Annotated in this window: 14 protein-coding genes; 2 read left to right on the forward strand and 12 right to left on the reverse strand. The window is 74.5% G+C overall.

The window, feature by feature from the left end; all coding sequences use genetic code 11:
• Positions 1-39: 39 nt before the first annotated feature.
• The 6 genes from AB0F11_RS28180 to AB0F11_RS28205 form a co-directional block, all read right to left on the reverse strand.
• Entirely contained in the window at positions 40-1722 is a 1683-nt protein-coding gene (locus tag AB0F11_RS28180) for an IclR family transcriptional regulator C-terminal domain-containing protein (RefSeq protein WP_362179356.1), read from the reverse strand.
• Positions 1719-2306 (reverse strand): sigma-70 family RNA polymerase sigma factor, encoded by a 588-nt coding sequence (locus AB0F11_RS28185; RefSeq protein ID WP_362179359.1) that lies wholly within the window; start codon positions 2304-2306, stop codon positions 1719-1721. The genes AB0F11_RS28180 and AB0F11_RS28185 overlap by 4 nt, the downstream gene beginning before the upstream one ends.
• 369 nt (positions 2307-2675) lie before the next feature.
• On the reverse strand, positions 2676-4025 hold the full coding sequence (locus AB0F11_RS28190) for an MFS transporter (protein ID WP_362179361.1): 1350 nt from the start codon (positions 4023-4025) through the stop codon (positions 2676-2678).
• Between the two features lie 73 nt (positions 4026-4098).
• Positions 4099-6105, reverse strand: a complete 2007-nt coding sequence (locus AB0F11_RS28195; RefSeq protein ID WP_362179364.1) for a prolyl oligopeptidase family serine peptidase — start codon at positions 6103-6105, stop codon at positions 4099-4101.
• A 57-nt stretch (positions 6106-6162) separates the two neighbouring features.
• Positions 6163-7686, reverse strand: coding sequence for a glutamate synthase subunit beta (locus tag AB0F11_RS28200; protein ID WP_362179367.1), 1524 nt, complete (start codon positions 7684-7686; stop codon positions 6163-6165).
• 123 nt (positions 7687-7809) lie between these two features.
• Positions 7810-8082 (reverse strand): DUF6225 family protein, encoded by a 273-nt coding sequence (locus AB0F11_RS28205; RefSeq protein WP_362179370.1) that lies wholly within the window; start codon positions 8080-8082, stop codon positions 7810-7812.
• Positions 8083-8373: 291 nt separating this feature from the next.
• On the opposite strand from AB0F11_RS28205, the gene rox reads away from it, so the two are divergent.
• Entirely contained in the window at positions 8374-9837 is a 1464-nt protein-coding gene (rox, locus tag AB0F11_RS28210; RefSeq protein ID WP_362179373.1) for a rifampin monooxygenase, read from the forward strand.
• Between the two features lie 38 nt (positions 9838-9875).
• Here the strand turns inward: rox and AB0F11_RS28215 are convergent, their stop codons facing one another.
• The gene (locus AB0F11_RS28215) at positions 9876-11024 is read right to left on the reverse strand and encodes a S8 family serine peptidase (protein WP_362179375.1); all 1149 of its coding nucleotides are present in this window, start codon (positions 11022-11024) and stop codon (positions 9876-9878) included.
• Positions 11025-11465: 441 nt separating this feature from the next.
• Here AB0F11_RS28215 and AB0F11_RS28220 point away from each other — a divergent pair, with 441 nt between their 5' ends.
• Complete coding sequence (locus AB0F11_RS28220; RefSeq protein ID WP_362179378.1) at positions 11466-12047, forward strand: hypothetical protein; 582 nt, start codon at positions 11466-11468, stop codon at positions 12045-12047.
• 78 nt (positions 12048-12125) lie between these two features.
• On the opposite strand, the gene AB0F11_RS28225 is transcribed toward AB0F11_RS28220, so the two are convergent.
• The 5 genes from AB0F11_RS28225 to AB0F11_RS28245 all read right to left on the reverse strand — a co-directional run bounded on the left by AB0F11_RS28225 (position 12126) and on the right by AB0F11_RS28245 (position 18764).
• Positions 12126-13766 carry an isovaleryl-CoA dehydrogenase gene (locus tag AB0F11_RS28225; protein WP_362179381.1) on the reverse strand — a complete coding sequence of 547 codons (1641 nt, stop codon included), beginning with the start codon at positions 13764-13766 and terminating at the stop codon, positions 12126-12128.
• Positions 13750-14364 (reverse strand): TetR/AcrR family transcriptional regulator, encoded by a 615-nt coding sequence (locus AB0F11_RS28230; protein ID WP_362179384.1) that lies wholly within the window; start codon positions 14362-14364, stop codon positions 13750-13752. Before AB0F11_RS28230 ends, AB0F11_RS28225 begins: the two co-directional genes overlap by 17 nt.
• Positions 14365-14435: 71 nt before the next feature.
• On the reverse strand, positions 14436-15785 hold the full coding sequence (locus tag AB0F11_RS28235; RefSeq protein WP_362179388.1) for a cytochrome P450: 1350 nt from the start codon (positions 15783-15785) through the stop codon (positions 14436-14438).
• A 509-nt stretch (positions 15786-16294) separates the two neighbouring features.
• Positions 16295-16690, reverse strand: a complete 396-nt coding sequence (locus AB0F11_RS28240; protein ID WP_362179390.1) for a hypothetical protein — start codon at positions 16688-16690, stop codon at positions 16295-16297.
• A 697-nt stretch (positions 16691-17387) separates the two neighbouring features.
• Positions 17388-18764: an MFS transporter gene (locus AB0F11_RS28245; protein WP_362179454.1), complete on the reverse strand. Its 1377-nt coding sequence runs from the start codon at positions 18762-18764 to the stop codon at positions 17388-17390.
• Between the last annotated feature and the right edge of the window lie 178 nt (positions 18765-18942).

The raw sequence follows: 18942 nt of genomic DNA on the forward strand, positions 1-18942 counted from the left end.
GGGCGGGCGCCCGGCCGCGGCCGGCCTCGGCGGCCCGCGCTACACGCCCGTACCGCACCTCTCGGGCCGGTCGGCACCTCCGGAGACGAGGAGCGCCAGCAGCACGGCCGCCGCCTCGCTCTGCAGGATCCGGGCCGCCCGGAGCAGCAGCCCCGGGTCGGGGCCGGCCGGCATCGACAGCGCCAGGCACTCGGCGTTCGGGCCGGCCGTGATCGGGACGGCCGCGCACACCGTGCCGAGGGCGTACTCCTGCAGGTCCAGCAGGGGTTCGTCCGGCAGCCGGTCGTCGAGCTGGTGGAAGAGCTCGCGCTCGCTGGTGACCGTGTGCGGGGTGAGCCGGGCGAGCCTGTGCCGCGCCAGGTGGTCCTTGCGCCCGTCGTCCGCGAGCTGCGTCAGCAGGGCCTTGCCCACTGCGGAGGCGTGCGCGGCCGCACGGAAGTCCACCCACTCCTCCACGGGCGGCGCCGTGGGCGAGTCTGCGTACTCGGTGATGGAGACCTCGCCGTCGGTGTAGCGGGCGACGTACACGGCGGCGCCGACCGCGTCACGGACCCAGGCCAGGGTCTGGCTCAGCCGGCCCGGGCCGTCGACGGCTCCGGTCAGCGCTAGCGCCGTGCCCGCGACGTAGGCTCCCGGGCCGGCCGGGGTGGCGAGCTTCGCCCGTACGAGCCGCTCCATCACCCGCGCCAGCGCCAGCTGTGGCAGCCCCGTGCACCGGGCGATCTGGGTCAGGCTGACACCGCCCGAGAACCGGTTCACGAGCTCCAGCACCCGCAGCGCCTGGTGCGCGGACTCCAGCGCGGCCGCCGTCGGCCGCTCCTGCGGTGAGCGGCGCGGGGCGGGCGGCAGCGGGGCGGGCCGCGGCGGGGCCAGCGCCCAGCCGTTCGCCTCGTCCGTCAGGTACGAGGTGTCGAGCCGGGCGTGGCGGGCGACGGCCACCGCGACCTGCGGGCCGGGCGCGAACACCTCCCCGAGGTCCGGGTCCTCCTCCGGTACGAGGCCGGTGACGGCCCGCCGCAGCCGGGCGCCCAGCCGGTAGCGGTCCGCGCCCAGGCACCCCGGAGCCGACAGGGCCGTGAGGTCCTGCGTGGTGATGGGCGGCGAGGTCCAGATGACCGAGGCCGCCAGCGCCCCCTCCAGGTTGTCGGGCAGCGGCAGCAGGGCCGGCAGGCCGGGGTCCGGGGCCAGGGCGTCGGCCTGCAGCTTCCAGTGCCGGGCGGTGGCCACCTCGGCGCGGGCCAGGTGGTACAGGTACAGGCAGTGCGCGGCGGCCTGCGAGTCGGCGCCCGCCGCGTACTGGAACCAGAACTGCGCGCCCTCGGGCCGGCCCGCCAAGTGCAGCAGGCAGCCGAACAGCAGCGCCGACCGCGGGCTGTGCGGCCAGGAGTTCGGGGCGAGGGCCAGCTCGGCGAAGGCCCGGCTGTCCACCAGGTGCCCGGCCAGGCTGTCCAGCGCCCGTGCGGCCCGTACGTGGCAGGCGGCGTCCAGGACGAGGTGGTCGGACTCGGCCGGCCCGGGCGGGCCCGGCGCCGGTACGGCCTGCCCCGGCGCCGCGGCCGCGCCCCGCCGGGGCTGGGCGCGGGCGCGGTCGGCCGCGACGCGGCGGGCGATGCGGCGCCGGGCCGCGTACTCGTCGTATCCGGCGTACTCCTCCGCCAGCACCTGGGCGTCTTCCAGGGCGGCGTCCAGCTCGCAGCCCATGGCGTCACGGTCTCGGGTCATGTCGCCCACTGGCTCTTCTCCTCTCCGGGGGCCCAGTCCAGTCCGAGCTTGCGGGACAGGGTCCGGCGGGCGCCGCGGATGTGCGAGCGGACCGTGGCCGGGGAGATCCCCATCATCCGGGCGACGGTGTCGTAGTCGTTTCCCAGCAGGAAGGCCAGGAGCACCACGTCGTAGTGCCGTTCGGTCAGTTCGGCGATGGCCGCGTACAGGCCGAGCTTGGACTCCAGCAGTTCCAGCCGCTCGCGCGACGCGCGGCGCAGGGCGGCGAACCAGGCCGTTTCGACCATCGCCACCGGGCGGCCGAGGACGGCGAGGCGGCGCTCGACGTGCTCGCGCAGGACGGCCCAGGCGAATCCGTGCAGGCTCTCCTGGCGCAGGGCGTGCTGCCAGACCTTCAGCAGGAAGGTGAACACGTCGTCGACGGTGTCCTCGGCGTCTCTGCGGTTGCCCAGTTGGAGGTCGGCGTAGCGCAGGTAGGCGCGGTGGTGCTGGGAATGGAAGGCCGTGAAGTCCACCGGCAGGACGCCGGCCAGTTCGCTGGAGACCGCCTGGTCGCCGGATGGGTCGAACTCACCCTCGTTCATGCACTCCCCCACGGTTGCTCGTCGCCGCGGACGGGTGCGGCGGGTACCTCACGGTGACGGGGCGGACCGGCTCGGCGGCGGTGGCCTCTATCAGCACGAGGGCAACTGTCTGGGCGGCATTCACGGCGGCGTGAACCCTTCCGGTGAGAGGTGCGGCAACGGTCGGGGTGCCTGTCCCCGCTCCGGCACCCGGAGAGCACCAAGGGCCCCCCATCGTCAGCCCATCGCAAAGGGCGCCCGTTTGTGCACGCGCGTCTCACGAATTTCTTCGGAAATGGCGCATCCGCTCCCGCACGCGCCCCCTCGCACCGGGCGTGCGCCGGTGCAAGGGGTAGCGCTCGGGCGGGGCGGAGTGGCCGGCGGGCCGGGTCAGGCCGAGGTGCCGGCCTCGCGCGCCTCGTGTGTCTCCTGCGCCCCTGTCGCCTCGCAGGCCTCGCGTGCCTCGCGGGTCTCGCGTGCCTCGCGGCGGAGCAGGGCGTCCCGGTCGGTCTCCGCGTCGTACGTCACCAGCGACGGCAGGAGCGCCGACAGCGCGGCCACCGCGGCCAGGCACATCAGGCCGCCGCCCCAGAACGCCGGGCGGGTGCCGGTCCAGCCGGCCATGGTGCCGGCGCGGACCTGGCCCAGCTGCGGGCCCACGCTGTACGACAGCACCTCGATGCCGGCCAGTCGGCCGCGCAGCCCCTCGGGGATGGTCTGGTTCCAGATCGTGGCCCGGCCCAGGCCGCTGAGCATGTCACCGGCGCCCGCGGCCGCCAGGCACACCAGCACCAGCCAGATGTTCGTGAACCAGCCCGCGCCCGCGATGGCCAGGCCCCAGGCCGCCGCGCCGCACACCACGAACAGGCCGTGGCGGCGCACCCCGGAGGTCCAGCCGCTGGTGACGCCGAGGAGCAGGGAGCCCACGGCGCCCGCGGAGTACATCAGGCCCAGCGCCCAGACGGCGTCGAGCTCGTCCGCGAGGAAGGGGAAGATCGTGTTCGGGAAGGCGAAGAACATCGCCGCCAGGTCCACGGCGTACGTCCCCAGCAGCACCGGCCGGCTCCACGCGTAGCGCGCCCCCTCCGCGATCCCGCGCAGCGAGGGCCGCTCCGCTCCGGGCGAGGGCGGCGCCGGGGACAGCCGGGCGCACAGCGCCACGGACACGGCGAACCCGGCGACGGTGGCGGCGTAGGCCGCGGCGTAGCCGGCGTAGGCGACCACGAGTCCGGCGAGGGCAGGTCCCGCGATCGCGCCGATCTGGTAGCGCAGTGCGTTGAGTGCGGCGGCCGCGGTCATCTGCTCGTGCGGCACGATCCGCGCCATCAGCGAGTCCAGGGCGGGGCGCTGCAGGCCCGACAGCGCGGAGACCCCGGCCGCGACCACGTACAGCGGCCACAACAGGGGTTCCGGGAGCAGCGCGTTGACCAGCAGGAGCAGCGCGAGCACGCCGAGTCCGGCCTCGCTCAGCAGGATCAGGCGCCGCCGGTCGAGGGCGTCGGCGAGCGCCCCGCCGTACAGGCCGAAGACGACGAGCGGTACGAGTTCCACCGCGCCCATCGCGCCGACCGCGAGCGGCGAGTCCGTCAGCTCCTTGATCTGGAGCGGCAGCGCGATCATCGCCATGAAGGAGGTGAAGAACGTCACCGCGCCCTGGAAGAAGAGGGTGCGGAAGTCGCGGCTGGAACGCCACGGCGAGAGGTCGGGCAGCAGGCCGGAAAGACGTCGGGTGGTACTCACAGCGGTTCATCGTCGGTGACCGCCCCGACGCGCGGCAAAGCATTTTCCGGACCTGCCGCGGGGGTCGGGAGGGTCACAGCACCAGGTGCTGCCAGAGGAACGTGTAGGCGAGGGCCTCGTTGTGGGCGGCCTGCTCGTTGTCGGAGGCTCCGCCGTGGCCGCCGCCGGTGTTCTCGTGGAACAGCACCCGGTGGCCGAGTTCGCGCAGCCGGGCGGCTGCCTTGCGGGCGTGGCCGGGGTGGACCCGGTCGTCGCGGGTGGAGGTCATCAGCAGCACGGGCGGGTAGGGCCGGTCGGCGGCGAGGTTGTGGTACGGCGAGAGGGCCTGGAGGTGGGGGCGGTCGGCCTCGCTGTCCGGGTCTCCGTACTCGGCGATCCAGGACGCGCCGGCGAGGAGGCGGTGGTAGCGGAGCATGTCGAGGAGCGGGACCCGGGCGACGACCGCCCCGAAGAGCTCGGGGTGGCGCACGAGCATGGCGCCCATGAGCAGGCCCCCGTTGCTGGCGCCGGTGATGCCGAGCCGGTCGGGCGTGGTGATGCCCCGTTCGACGAGGTCCGCGGCGACGGCGGCGAAGTCCTCGAAGGCCCGGCCCCGGTTGGCGCCGAGGGCGGCCTGGTGCCAGGCGGGGCCGTACTCGGCTCCGCCGCGGATGTTCGCGACCACGTACGTGCCGCCGCGGGCGAGCCAGGCGCGGCCGGTGAGCGCGTCGTAGCCGGGCGTCTCCTGGTCGCGGAAGCCGCCGTAGCCGTAGAGCAGGGCGGGGCCCGGGCGGTCCCGGTCGGCGGGGCCGACGACGAAGTAGGGCACGGCGGTGCCGTCCGCGGACCGGGCGAAGTACTGGCGTACGTCCAGTCCCGCGGCGTCGAAGCGGGTCGGGGCCTGCTTGAGGACCTCCGCGTCGGCGCCGACGTGGCCGAAGCTGAGGGTGGAGGGCTGGAGGAAGCCGGAGACGTCGAGGAAGTACTCGTCGCTGGTGTCCGGGTCGGTGTCGGTGATGCACGCCGAGGACAGCGGCGGGACGTCGGCCAGCGGGCGGCGGCTCCAGCCGTCCGGGCCGGGGGTGAGGACCTCGATCCGGGTGGCGACGTCGCCGAGGGACTCCACGATCAGGTGGTGGCGGGTCCAGCTGTGCCCGGCGAGGGCGGTGCGCCCGTCCGGGGTGAACAGCGCGTGCGCCGTGCGGTCCCCGGCGAGGAAGGCCTCGAAGTCGAAGGCGAGGAGGGAGCCGGCGGGGTGGCCGAGCCACGGGCTCTTGGGGGTGACGACCAGCCACTGGCGGTACGCGTACTTGCCGGCGTCGTCCGGCACGTCGATCTTGACCAGCCGGTCGCCGTCGGCCAGCAGGTGGAGCTCGTCGTGGAAGAAGTCGGTGCTGCGGGAGACGAAGGACCGCTCGTGGCCGGGCGTGGCGTCGTGCCAGCCGACGGCCGAGACGTCGCCGTGCTCGGCCTCGAAGACGGGCTCGGCGTCCGCGAGGCCGGTGCCGCGGCGCCAGCGCAGGACCGTGCGCGGGTAGCCGGAGGCGGTGAGCGAGCCGGGTCCGGAGTCGGTGCCGACGAACACGGTGTCCTCGTCGAGCCAGGCGATCCGGGTCTTCGCCTCGGGCAGCGTGAAGCCGCCTTCGACGAAGGCGTGGGCGTCGACGTCGAACTCGCGGACCACGACCGCGTCCGAACCGTCCCGGGACAGCATGACCAGGGCGCGCCGGTAGTCCGGGTAGCGCACGGCGGCACCGGCCCACACCCACTCCTCGCCCTCGGACGCAGCGAGGGCGTCGACGTCGAGGAGGACCTCCCAGGCGGGCTCGTCCTTGCGGTACTGCTCGGGCGTGGTGCGCCGCCACAGGCCCTTGGGCCGGTCCGCGTCCCGCCAGAAGTTGTAGAGGTACGCGCCGCGGCGCACGGTGTAGGGGATCCGGTCGGCGTCGTCGAGGACTTCGCGCAGCTCGCCGCGGAGCTCCCCGAAGCGGGGGTCGCCGGTCAGCGCGGCGGCGGTCTCGGCGTTGCGCTCGCCCACCCAGGCCAGTGCGGCCTCGCCCGTCACGTCTTCCAGCCACAGGAAACGATCTTCAGCAGTCACCTCACGATTGTGCCGTCCCGGGGACCTGGCCTGCAGCGGCTCCCCCCGATCCGGGGGTCAGGCCGTCAGGGGGCGGTCGTCCGCCCGGATGGGGGCCGGCAGCTCGGTCGTCCCCGTCAGGTAGCGGTCGACGGCGGCGGCCGCGGCCCGGCCCTCCGCGAGGGCCCACACCACCAGGGACTGGCCGCGTCCGGCGTCGCCGGCGACGAACACCCCGTCGGGGGCGTGGGCCGGGGTGGGGGCGGAGGTCGCCGGGCCCGGTGCGGAGGGGCCCCGGGCGGCGAAGTCCGGGGTGCGGGCGAAGCCTCCGCGGGTGTCGCGGACGAGTCCGAGCTGCTCGTCGAGGTGCGAGGCCCGCGCCGGGCCGGAGAAGCCGAGCGCCAGCAGCACCAGCCCGGCCTCCAGTACGCGCTCGGTCCCGGGCAGGGGCCTGCGGGCGGCCGGCTCCACCGCGGTCAGGTGCAGGGCCCGTACGCGGCCCGCCGCATCCCCCTCGAAGTGCACGGTCGCGCTGGAGAAGACCCGCGGGTCGGTGCCGTCGCGGCCCCGAGCCTCCTCGTGCGCGTGGGAGATCCGGTACACCTTGGGGTAGACGGGCCAGGGCTCGGTGTCGCGCCGGCCGGCGCCCGGCTCGGGGTTGATGTCGAGCTGGACCACCGACAGCGCGCCCTGCCGCAGGGCGGTGCCCACGCAGTCCGATCCGGTGTCCCCGCCGCCGATGACCACCACGTGCCGTCCGGCCGCCGTGATCCCCGGGGCCGCGGTGTCGCCCTCGCCGACCCGGTTCGAGCAGGTCAGGTACTCCATGGCCTGGTGGATGCCGTGCAGTTCGCGGCCGGGTACGGGCAGTTCGCGGGGTTCGGTGGCCCCGACGGCGACCACGACCGCGTCGTGGCGGCTGCGCAGACCGGCGGCGTCGAGGCTGCCGCCGACGTCGCAGTCCGTGCGGAAGACGGTGCCCTCGGCCCGCATCTGGGCTATGCGGCGGTCCAGGTGCGTCTTCTCCATCTTGAACGCGGGGATGCCGTAGCGCAGGAGTCCGCCGATGCGGTCGTCGCGCTCGTAGACGACGACGGTGTGCCCGGCCCGGGTCAGCTGCTGGGCGGTGGCGAGGCCCGCGGGGCCCGAGCCGATGACGGCGACCGTCCTGCCGCTGAGCCGGGCGGGCGGCAGCGGCGGGGTCCAGCCGTGCTCCCAGGCCTGGTCGGCGATGGTCTGCTCGACGTTCTTGATGGTGACCGGGTCGGCGTTGATCGTCAGGACGCAGGCGTCCTCGCAGGGGGCGGGGCAGAGCCGGCCGGTGAACTCGGGGAAGTTGTTCGTCGCGTGCAGCCGGTCCGAGGCCGCCTGCCAGTGGCCGTGGGCGGCGTACGCGTTCCACTCGGGTATGAGGTTGCCGAGCGGGCAGCCGCCGTGGCAGAAGGGGAGTCCGCAGTCCATGCACCGGTTGGCCTGGGCGGACACCAGCGGCAGCAGCGCCTGCCCGGCGTGGACCTCGCGCCAGTCGCCGAGCCGCTGGTCGGCGGGGCGGGCCGGGACGGGGCTTCGCGGGGTGCGGAGGAAGCCGTACGGGTCGGTCATGCGCCGCCTCCCTCGCTCACGGGGCGGATCCGGCGTTCAGACCAGGCTACGCCGCGACGGCGGGGACGGCGCGGGACGGCCGGCCCCCGGGCTGCGGGGGCCGCTCCGGTCGGTCTTCGCCCGTCAGTCCAGGTCGAGGTGGTAGGCGCCGGCCGCGACGTCGGCGAAGAGCGTGAACTGCACCTGGGGCCCGCCCGCGGCGCCGCCCCCCTCGCCCTCCACGTCGAGCTCCACCGGCTCGGCGTCCACGAGCACGTACTCGCCGTAGCTCTCGAAGTCCCCGGGGCCGTCGGCGACGCCGATGTGGATCGGAGTCTCCTCGGGCAGCGCGGCCAGCACCTCGCGCAGCCGGCCGGCGGTCCATACCTGTGGGTTGTGATCGAACATCTCAGCCATGCGGAGACAGTAGAGCCAGGCGGGGCCGGTGGCGCCGCGCCGCGCCGAAGCGTCTTTCCCGGACATAGCTCGCTTTTGGCGGAAAACGCGAAAAAAAGAAAAGGCGAGGAGTGGTCCACTCCTTGCCCTTTTCAACATATAGCGCACGGGGGGCCTTGCGGCAAGGGCCGGGTGGTGCCGCAGAATCTCCTGCCGAAGCCGGAAACTGCGGAAATCGGTGATTCGCGAAGTACCTGCGCGAATGAGCCGATCGCGGCCGGCCGGAATCCGATCGTGGAGGGGGGCCTTGTCATGGCGGACGTGGGGGATGTGGTGGATGCGGTGGACGTGATCGTCGTCGGCGGGGGGCCGACGGGGCTGATGCTCGCCGCGGAGCTGCGGCTGCACGGGGTGCACGTGGTGGTGCTGGAGCGGCTGGCCGAGCAGACCGGGCAGTCCCGGGGGCGCGGCCTGCACACGCGCAGCGTGGAGATCATGGACCAGCGCGGACTGCTGGACCGGTTCCTCGCGGCGGGCGAGAAGTTCGAGGTGGGCGGCTTCTTCGGCGGCATCCTCAAGCCGTGGCCGGAGCGGCTGGACACGGCGCACCCGTACGGCCTGTCCGTTCCGCAGCCGGCCACCGAGCGGCTGCTCGACGAGCGCGCCCGCGAGCTCGGCACCGAGATCCGGCGCGGCTGCGAGGTGGTCGCGCTGAGCCAGGACGAGGACGGCGTGGACGTCGAGCTGGCGGACGGCACTCGGCTGCGCTCGCGCTACCTCGTCGGGTGCGACGGCGCCCGCAGTACGGTGCGCAGGCAGCTCGGCGTCGGCTTCCCCGGCGAGCCGTCCAGGGTGGAGACGCTGCTCGGCGAGATGGAGCTGACCGCGGATCCGGAGACGGTCGCCGCCGTCGTCGAGGAGGTCCGCAAGGCCCAGCTGCGGTTCGGCGTCATCCCCCTCGGGGACGGGCTGCACCGGATCGTCGTGCCCGCCGCGGGGGTGGCCGAGGACCGTACGGTCGCGCCGACCCTCGAGGAGTTCCGGCAGCAGCTGCGGGAGGTGGCCGGCACCGACTTCGGCGTGCACTCGCCGCGCCGGCTCTCCCGGTTCGGGGACGCCACCCGGCAGGCCGAGCGCTACCGCGTCGGCCGGGTGCTGCTGGCCGGCGACGCGGCGCACATCCACCCGCCGACCGGCGGGCAGGGCCTCAACCTCGGGGTGCAGGACGCGTTCAACCTGGGCTGGAAGCTGGCCGCCGCGGTGGCCGGCTGGGCGCCGGAAGGGCTGCTCGACAGCTACCACGCCGAACGCCACCCGGTGGGCGCCCGGGTCCTGGAGAACACCCGCGCGCAGATCACGCTGCTGGGGACCGGCGCGGGGGCGACCGCGCTGCGGGAACTGCTGTCGAGGCTGATGGACTTCGAGGAGGTGAACCGTTACGTCACCGGGATGATCACGGCGGTCGACGTCCGCTACGACCTCGGCGAGGGCCACCAACTGCTCGGTCGGCGGCTGCGGGACGTGCAGTTGAAGCAGGGTCGCCTCTACGAGCTGATGCGCGGCGGGCGCGGACTGCTGCTCGACCGGGCCGGCCGGCTCTCGGTGGAGGGCTGGGCCGACCGGGTCGACCACGTCGTCGACGCCGGCGAGGAACTGCAGGAACTCGGCGTGTCCGGCGTGCTCCTGCGGCCGGACGGTCACGTGGCGTGGGTCGGGGAGGACCCGCAGGAGCTGCTCGGCCGGCTGCGCGAGTGGTTCGGCGCCGCTGTCCGCTGAGCCGGCGGCCGAGCAGCTCCTGCCGAACGGCCGGCCGGTCAGAGGCCGCCGACGTTCAGCAGGCGGTTCGGGGTCTTTGCCGGGACTCCCGTCAGGACGTCCCGCGAGGCCTGGCCGGTGACCCAGGTGCGGACCTGGGCGGGGGTCGCGGCGGGGTGCGCCGAGAGGTAGAGGGCGGCCGCTCCGGCGACGTGGGGGGCGGCCCACGAGGTGGCGGACTCGTCGCTCGTGACGGTGCCCCCGCCCGCCGCCGCGGAGGTGATCCTCGCGGCCGGTGCGTAGAGGTCCACGCAGGACCCGTGCCCGGAGCCGAAGGTCTCGGTGTCGCTCCAGTGGCGGTCCTCGTCGGTGGCCGCGGCGACCACGATCGCGCCGTGCGCCCCGGCCGGGGAGTGCCCGCAGGCGTCGTCACCGAAGTTGCCCGCGGCGACGACGGTGGTGATGCCCGACTCGATCATGTGCTGGACGGCGGTGTCGAGGGCGGCGGACCGGGTCTTGAGGTTGAGGGACATGTTGACCACGGCGGGGCGGCGGGCGTGCGCGGTCACCCACTCCACGGCCTGGATGACGGACGCGTCGCCGGACGCCGAGGTGTCCTTGGCCTGCGCCGAACTGCCGCCCTCCTCGCAGCCGATGGCCTGGACGCGGACGAGTTCGGCCTTCGGGGCGACGCCGTAGGTGCGGCCGCCGATGATGCCCGCGACGAAGGTGCCGTGGCCAAGCCCGCCGCCGTCGAGGCAGTCGCCGGCGTCCGGGTCCCCGACGAAGTCGGCGCCGAGGGAGGCGCGGCCGCCGAACTCCGCGTGCTTGACCTCCATGCCGGTGTCGAGCACGTACACGTGCACCCCGCTGCCGTCGGCGGCCGCGGCGTACTTGCCGTCGAGGGGCCGGCTGCGCTGGTCGATCCGGTCCAGGTTCCACGGGGCCCCCGTACGGGACACGGAGCCCGGGGCAGCGTGCCCGGACGGGGCCGGGCCGCCCGAGGAGGCGCCGCTCGGGTGCGGGGCTCCGGACGGGGCGCCCGGGGCTGCCGAGCCGGACGGGGCGGGGTGCGCGGAACCGGATCCGGCCGAGGGGTGCGCCGGCGACCCCGGGCCGGGGTCCTCGGTCGGGGAGCAGGCGGAGAGGCCCAGGACCACCACCGCCACCGCCGTGGCCAGCATCGCGTTGCTGCGCGCGCTTCTCATGTCCGTCCCCCGTCGCCCCTGCGGCTTCCTGCCGTCGACGGCACAGACGCGGACGGCGGGGTACCGGTTGCAGCGTTCCGACCGGCGCACCGCGGGCCGCGGCTGGCGAAGTCCGACCGTGTTCGTCCGGCCCGTACGGGTTTCGCCCGTACCGGATTCGGCCGTGTTCCCACCCCTCCCCCGAGGCGCCCACGGGCTTCTGCATCTGCATGCCCACCGCCGTCGGCCGCAACCGGGACGGGAGGCCGGTGGCCCTGACCGACGCCCACTGCTTCATCGACGAGCTGGACGGGGCCGGCGGCATCGGCGCCGTTCCACCTCGCCTCCTGGGGCCGCTCTCCCGCCGCGGCTCGGCGATTGGATCTTCAACATTTCCTGGTGTAGAAACACATCCCGATCGGCCATGATCACGACATTTTTTCAGCCATCGGGGGATTTGACGTGAAGTCAATTCGACGCACCATCAGCGCCTTTGCTGTCGTCGCGGCGCTGGGCACCATAGCGGCCTGCGGGCCCGAGGAGGCCTCGGCGGGCGGCTCGGGCAGCCCGTCCGGCTCGTCCGCCGGCGCCTCGGCCGGCTCGTCCGTCGGCTCCGCCGCCCAGCCGTCGGCCAAGCCTTCGGGCAAGCCGGGCGGCGGGTCCACGGGCGAGCCCGGCAACGACTGCGGGCAGCCGCCGAAGCCGCCGGCCGGCCACAAGATGGTCGAGCCCGCGGTGCCGCCGTCGAAGGGTTCGATGTCCGCCAAGGACGCGCAGCCGACCTGCACCCCCAACGACTGGATCTACCACGGCAAGGGCGAGGCGAAGTACTACCTCTTCGCCGAGGAGGTGACGGCCGAGCTGGCCACCGGCTCGGGCTCCACCAAGTCCGTCCCCGTGGGCGAGTTGTGGATGCACGCCGGCGACTGCATGACGAACCAGGCCGCCGTGAAGGCCCCGTACAGCTGCTCGGGGAACATCTACGACATCACGGTCGACGGCGAGGGCAAGATCAAGACCATCAAGGAGGTCTGGCACCCCTGATCCGACCGGATCCCGCGGGTGTGCCGGCCACGGCCCGGCGGCGCAAGTGCCGCCGGGCCGTACTCTTGTGCCGTGGCGTCAGACCGTGACGGTACGGGCCCGGCCGAGGATCGCCTCGGTGTCCACCCCGGTCGGCAGGGTCCCGTACGCGCCGCCGTGCTCACCGCCCAGCCGGGAGGCGCAGAAGGCGTCGGCGACCGCCGCCGGGGCGTGCTGCTGGAGCAGCGCGGCCTGCAGGACGAGCGCCATGGTCTCGGTGAGCTGCCGGGCCCGGTACTCGGCCTCGGCGGGGTCGGCGAGCTGCTTGTGCAGGCCGGCCACCGCGGCGTCCAGGTGCCGGTCGGCGCCCCCGGCGCGGCCCACCTCGGCGAAGAAGGCCTCGACGGTATCCGGCTGCCGGGCCATCGCCCGCAGCGAGTCCAGGGCGGCCACGTTCCCGGAGCCCTCCCAGATGGAGGACAGCGGGGCCTCCCGGTAGAGGCGGGGCATGCCCGAGTCCTCGATGTAGCCGTTGCCGCCCAGGCATTCGAGGGCCTCGGCGGCGTGGCCGGGTGCGCGCTTGCAGACCCAGTACTTGGTCACGGCGAGCCCGATCCGGCGCAGCAGCGCCTCGTCGCCGTCGCCGCGTGCGACCCGGTCCGTGGCACCGGCGAGGCGCAGCGCGACGGCTGTGGCGGCCTCGGATTCCAGGGCCAGGTCGGCCAGGACGTTGCGCATCAGGGGCTGGTCGACCAGGGCCTTGCCGAACGCGCGCCGGTGGGTGGCGTGGTGGACGGCCCGGATCAGCCCCAGGCGCATGCCGGAGGCGCCGCCGAGGACGCAGTCCAGGCGGGTCATGTTGACCATCTCGATGATGGTGGCGACGCCGCGCCCCTCCTCGCCGACCAGCCAGCCGAAGGCCTCGTCGTACTCGATCTCGGCGGAGGCGTTGGACTTGTTTCCCAGCTTGTCCTTGAGCCGCTGCAGGAGCAGGCGGTTGCGGCTGCCGTCCGGCAGCACGCGCGGCAGCAGGAAGCAGGACAGCCCGCCGGGAGCCTGCGCCAGGGTCAGGAAGACGTCGGACATCGGGGCCGAGGTGAACCACTTGTGGCCGGTCAGCCGGTACGTGCCGTCGCCGGCGGGGACGGCGGTCGTGGTGTTGGCGCGGACGTCCGAGCCACCCTGCTTCTCGGTCATCGACATGCCGGCGATCAGCCCGCGCTTGGTGTCGGGCCGGCGCAGCCCGAAGTCGTACGTACGGGAGGCGAGCAGGGGCTCCAGCCAGGCGGCCAGGTCGGGCGCGGCCCGCAGCGCCGGCACGGCGGCGTACGTCATGGAGACGGGGCAGGTGTGGCCCGCCTCGACCTGGCTCCACACGAGGAACTTCGCGGCGCGGGCGACGTGCGCGCCCGGGGTGTCCTGGTCCTGCGCCCAGGGCGCGGCGTGCAGGCCGTGGCCGACGGCGGTGCGCATCAGCTCGTGCCAGTGCGGGTGGAACTCGACCTCGTCGATGCGGTGTCCGTAGCGGTCGTGGGTGCGCAGCACGGGCGGGTTCTCGTTGGCCAGGCGCCCCCATTCCGCGGCCTGTTCGGAGCCGGCGAGGACGCCGAGGCGGTGGAGCTCGGGCGCGGCCCAGGCGGCGCCCTCGCGGGCGAGCGCCTCCAGCAGGGCCGGGTCGGCCGCCGCGTCGTAGCCGTGGTGCGGCGGCACCTGGTTGGTGACCTCATGCGTCTGGGGCATCGTGTCCTCCAAGGGCACGCAGGGTGAAGGTGATCAGGCCCGGGATGACGTCGCCGGGGGCGGCGTCGCCGTCGGCGAGCGGTCCGACGAGTGCCTCGGCGATGGCGCCGACGAGTGCGGCGGCGGTCAGCTCGGGTGTCTGCGGGGGCAGTTCGCCGCCGGCCACGCCCTCGGCGATCCGCTGGGCGTACACGTCGCGGAAGGCGCGGCGGAAGACGAGGCGTTCGGTGTCCACGGCCGGGTCCGCGGGCTCCGCCAGGAGGGCGAAGGCCCGCCGGGGCGCCTGGAGGGCGCGGGAGGCGAAGGTCTCCACGGCCGCGGCGACGCGCTGGGCGGCGGTCCCGGGGCGTTCGGCTGCGGCGGCGACCGCCTCCAGTTCGCGGGCCACGAGGGTGCGGAAGAGGGCGGCGGCCAGTTCGGACTTCCCGGAGAAGGACTGGTAGACGCTGCCGGTGGAGATGCCGGCCTCGGCGGCGATCGCGGCGACGGAGCAGCCGCCGTACCCCTCCCGGGAGAGCAGGCGGACGGCGGCTTCCAGGACCCGGTCGCGGCGGGCGTCGAGGCGTGCCTGCACGGCAGGGGGGCGGCGGTAGGGCATGGAAGGATTGAAGCACTGATTCATTGCTTCACACCAGACCGGGAGGGTGGCCTATCACCCCTCCGGGCCCCTTAGCGAGCCAAGGTGGCCGGAGTGGGGCCGTCGGGCCGGACGGTGATGCCGTAAGCGGTCCGCTCGGGGACGGAGTGGAAGACGACGGTGTGCGCGGCCAGCAGCTGTTCGAGGAGCGCGGTGGACTCGCGCAGGGCGAACTGCAGGCCGAGGCAGGCCCGCGGGCCCATCCCGAAGGGCAGATAGGCACCCTGCGCGGCGGGCCGGCCCTGCGGGGTGGTGAAGCGCCGCGGGTCGAACCGCTCCGGCTGCGGCCACAGGTCCGGGTCGCGGTGGGTGAGGTACGGGCAGACCAGCACGTCGGTGCCCGCCGCGACGGCGTGGCCGGCGAGGACGTCGTCCTCGGCCGCATGGCGGGGCAGGATCCAGGCGGAGGGGTAGAGCCGCAGCGTCTCGTGGACCACGGCCTGGACGGCCTGCCGGCGCTCGGCGGAACCCTCGGGACCGGCCGCGAGGGCCCCTTCGCAGGCCTCGGGGTGCCGGTCGAGCAGCAGGTACAGCCAGGTCAGGGTGGTGGCGGTGGTCTCGTGCCCGGCGACGAGCAAGGTGACCAACTCGTCGCGGATCAGGCGGTCGGTGTACTCGGGGCGCTCGGCGGCCGCCTCGACCAGCACGTGCAGCAGGCCCGGCCCGTCGGGCCCGGCGCCGGCGGGGCCGCTGCGGGCGGCCTCGATGGCGGCGCGGGCGACGGCGTCGATCCGGGCGAGGTCGGCGGCGACGGCCTCCCGGGCGTCGACCGCGTCGGCGGGCAGCGTCGGCAGGGCGGCCACCACGGCGGCGACGGCGCCCAGTTCACGGTCGGTCCCGGCGTCGAGGGGATGCCCGGTCAGGGAGCGCCAGATGGTGTCGAGGGCGAAGCGGCGCATCTCCGCGCCGACGTCGAACCGCTCGCCGGTGCGCGCGTACGCGGCCCAGCGCTGCGCGGTGACCCGGGCGGCCCGGGCGATGCGCTGCTCGTAGCGCCGCATGCCGGTGCCGGTGAACTGGGACTGCAGCAGCCGCCGCTGGCTCTTCCAGGCTTCGCCGGTCGCGGCGAGGACCCCGTCGCCGATCAGCAGGCGGGCGCGGTGCGAGCGCTTGACGTACCGGTCGGGCCGCAGGGCGAGGACGTGCCGGACCGCACCGGGGTCGGTGACCAGCACGGTAGGCGCCGCCCCCGCCTCCGGGTCAAGGGGCAACCCGGCGACCCCGCCAAGCCGTTCCCGAGCCAGCGCAAGCAGCTCGACCAGCCCATCCCCCTCCGCCCGCCGCCGCGCCACGACCCCAGACCCCAACACGGGAACCGGCCGCCCCCCACCGCCCGAGGCCCGCGAAACCGACCCGCCACGACCTCCGACGTCCACGCTCATCTCCCGCCCAACAACACCCACGCCGCCCCCGGGCGAACCCACCGACATCACGGACTGTACGGGACTGAAGTCACTCCGTAACACCCCGCCCGGACCGCGGTGACGCGTTCCCACCCCTGCTCCGAACCTGGCTCGGAGCAGTTGCTGGGCTGCCACATGTTCGGCCCGGTGCGTCTTGCGCGATACCAGCCCGCAGACGGCTGATCTATTCCCCTGACTTGGCTTGGTCCGTAGCCTCGTTTCCCCCCGTCTCCGCCAGTCGGCGAGGTCGTTCCCGGTGGCGAGGGTGTAGCGGGTGGTCGGGACCCAACACCCGCTCCCGGTCTGCGAGGACCTGCTCGAACGCGGTGGCGGCACTGGCCTGGGTCAGGCCGCGATGAGGGCGTCTGCGGCTGTACGGACGAGCTGCTCATACCTGTCGGGGGGCAGAGGGTCGCGGATGGCGCGTTGGAGGAGTCGGTGGACGCGGACCGTTTGGTGTGGGCTGTCGGGGGTGTGGTCGATGAGGCTCAAGCGGCGCAGCACCCGCAGCGCCCCTGTCGCGTCTGCAGCCGTGAGCTCTCCCGCGTTGGCAGGTCGTCGGCGCTGTCGATGGACAGGGACCAGGCAGCGGCGACGTTGGTGGCCTGATCGTCGGGCAGCCCGGAGGGGTCGGGCAGCACGTCGGTGAGTATGCGGGCGCGGTCGGCCAGCCAGTGTCGATACGTGGCGCAGTCCAAGCCGACGTCGACCAGGTAGGCAGCGGCCTGAGACAGCGCCAAGCGCAGGTGTCCGAGGTCGTCGGCGAGACCGGCGAGCTGGTCGGCGGGCTCGTGGCGGCCGCGTGCGGCCAAGGCGCTGGTGAGGTAGGCGGTCGGTCGCCTCGTCTGCGGTGAACAGGCCCACGGGCACCAGTTGGCGGCCATGTCCGGTGAGGGCGGCGTCGCGGCGGCGGATGGTGATCAAGGTGCGACCGTGGGCGCTGGCGGGGGCCACAGGTTGCGCAGGTCGGCAGGGTCGGTGAGGTCGTCGAGTACGACCAGCCATCGGCACGCGGTGCGTCGCGGGTGGTTGCGGTGACCCATACCAACAGGTCCAGCTTTGCCCGGGGTGCGGTGGGGTGGCCGCGCAGTCGTCGTGCCTCGGCCTGGCCTCCCGGCACCGGTGTACCCCGGCGACCTGCTCTTCCGGCCACGCCGCCTCACCTGCGCCGGATGCGGTGCGGTGGCCGACCGGACGGCCGAGCAGCGGGGTGCCGGTCTGGTCGGCGCGGTCCCCGGCGGCACCGAGGACACCCCTTCTTCCGGCGGCCGCTCTGGCTTCAGACCCGCTGTACCGGGGGGATTCTGTGGGCCTGCGACGAGGAGCACGTCGATGCCCTCGCCGCGTACGCGGGTGCCCGGCTGCCGGCCTGGATGACGGCTGCGTCGCACCGTGACGAGGTGCCGGCCGGGCTCGCGGCCCTCCGGGCCCTCGCCGGGCTCTCGGCCCCCGCCGACCGCTCCGACGCGGCCCACGAACGCGGCGACCGCCCGCGCCACCACCGCAGCGTGTACGTCCGCGGCAGCCCGTACGCATGGCGCTTCCTTCGGATCGCCTCGCCTTCCGGCCCGGGCGGTGGGGTCAGTGGAGGGTTCGGGGGAGGCGGAGGCTCAGGGCGGTGGTGAGGGCGATCAGGGCCAGTTGGGCCAGCAGCGTTGCAGTGGCGGCGTCGCGGAAGCCCGTCGACGCGGTCAGGGCGAGGAAGAGGCTGCCCAGGGTGGCGACGCCGAGGGCGAGCGCGGACTGCTGGGTCGTGGTGACGACCCCGCTGCCCACGCCGGCCCGGTCCGCCGGTACGTCCGAGAGCATCAGCCGCATCAGCACGGGCAGTTGGAGCCCCTGCCCGAGTCCCGCGACCGCCACGCCGGGGGCGAGCTCGGCGAGGCCGAGGTGCGGCCAGCCGTACCGCAGCGTGAGCAGCAGCGTGCCGATGCCGACGGCCTGGAGCACCCCGCCCGCGGTCACCACGCGGCTGCCGAACCGGCCGGTCAGCCGCGGCCCGGCGAGCGAGGCCCCGAAGAAGGCCACGGCCATCGGCGCCAGGGCCAGCCCGGCCGCGACCGGGCCCATGCGCAGGCCCTGCTGGAGGACCACGGCGACGACGAACATGAACCCGCTGAAGCCGATGGAGAACGGCACCGTCATCACCAGGCCCCGCCGCAGCGAGGGCAGCCGCAGCAGGCTCGGCGGCACGAGCGGGGTGCGGCCGAGGCGGTCGGCGCGTCGCTCCACCACGAAGAACCCGGCGGCGGCGCACGGGAAGACGCCGAGCAGCAGCCACGTCCACAGCGGCCAGCCCGTGGCCCGCCCCTCGGTCAGCGGCAGCAGCAGCGAGACGAGCGACAGCGCCAGGAGCAGCGTGCCGGGGACGTCGACGGAGGCGGGCCGGTCCGAGCGGGTCTCCGGGACGCAGCGGACGGCGAGCACCAGGCCCAGTACGGCCACCGGCACGTTGACCAGGAACACCGAGCGCCAGCCGAGGCCGGCCACGTCGGCGGCCACCAGGACGCCGCCCAGCACCTGCCCGGCGACCATGGACAGCCCGCCGGTGGCCCCGTACAGGCTCATCGCCCGGGCGCGGCGGGCCCCTTGGGTGGTGGCCTGGATGGTGGCGAGCACCTGGGGCAGCATCAGCGCGGCCGCACCGCCCTGGGCCACCCGGGCCGCAACGAGGGTCCACGCGGTCGGGGCGAGGCCGCAGGCCAGCGAGGTGAGGCCGAAGGCGGCCATGCCGGCCAGGAAGAGCCGACGGCGGCCGGCGGTGTCGCCGAGGCGGCCGCCGAGGACGAGGAGCACGGCGTAGGTGACGCCGTAGCCGCCGACGATCAGCTCCAGCACGGCGGGGCCGGCGGCGAGGTCGTGGTCGATGGCGGGGAGGGCGACGTTGACGATGAAGAAGTCGATCAGCGGCAGGGCCGCGCCGAGCAGCACGGTGAACAGCCCGAGCGGGCCGATCAAAGCACCAGCGGAGGAAGCGGCAGAGGGGGCGGCACGGGTGGAGCCCGGGTGGGCGGGGGCGGGGTGGGGCCTGCGGATCGTTGTCTCAGTCACACGGGAAACGATCACCGCCCGCTCAGCCTGGTACCAGAGTGTCTTTATCCTGGTACCGGCAGTACCTGGCAACCGGATGAGCGGT

The organism is Streptomyces sp. NPDC032472, assembly GCF_040636955.1.
GTDB lineage: Bacteria > Actinomycetota > Actinomycetes > Streptomycetales > Streptomycetaceae > Streptomyces.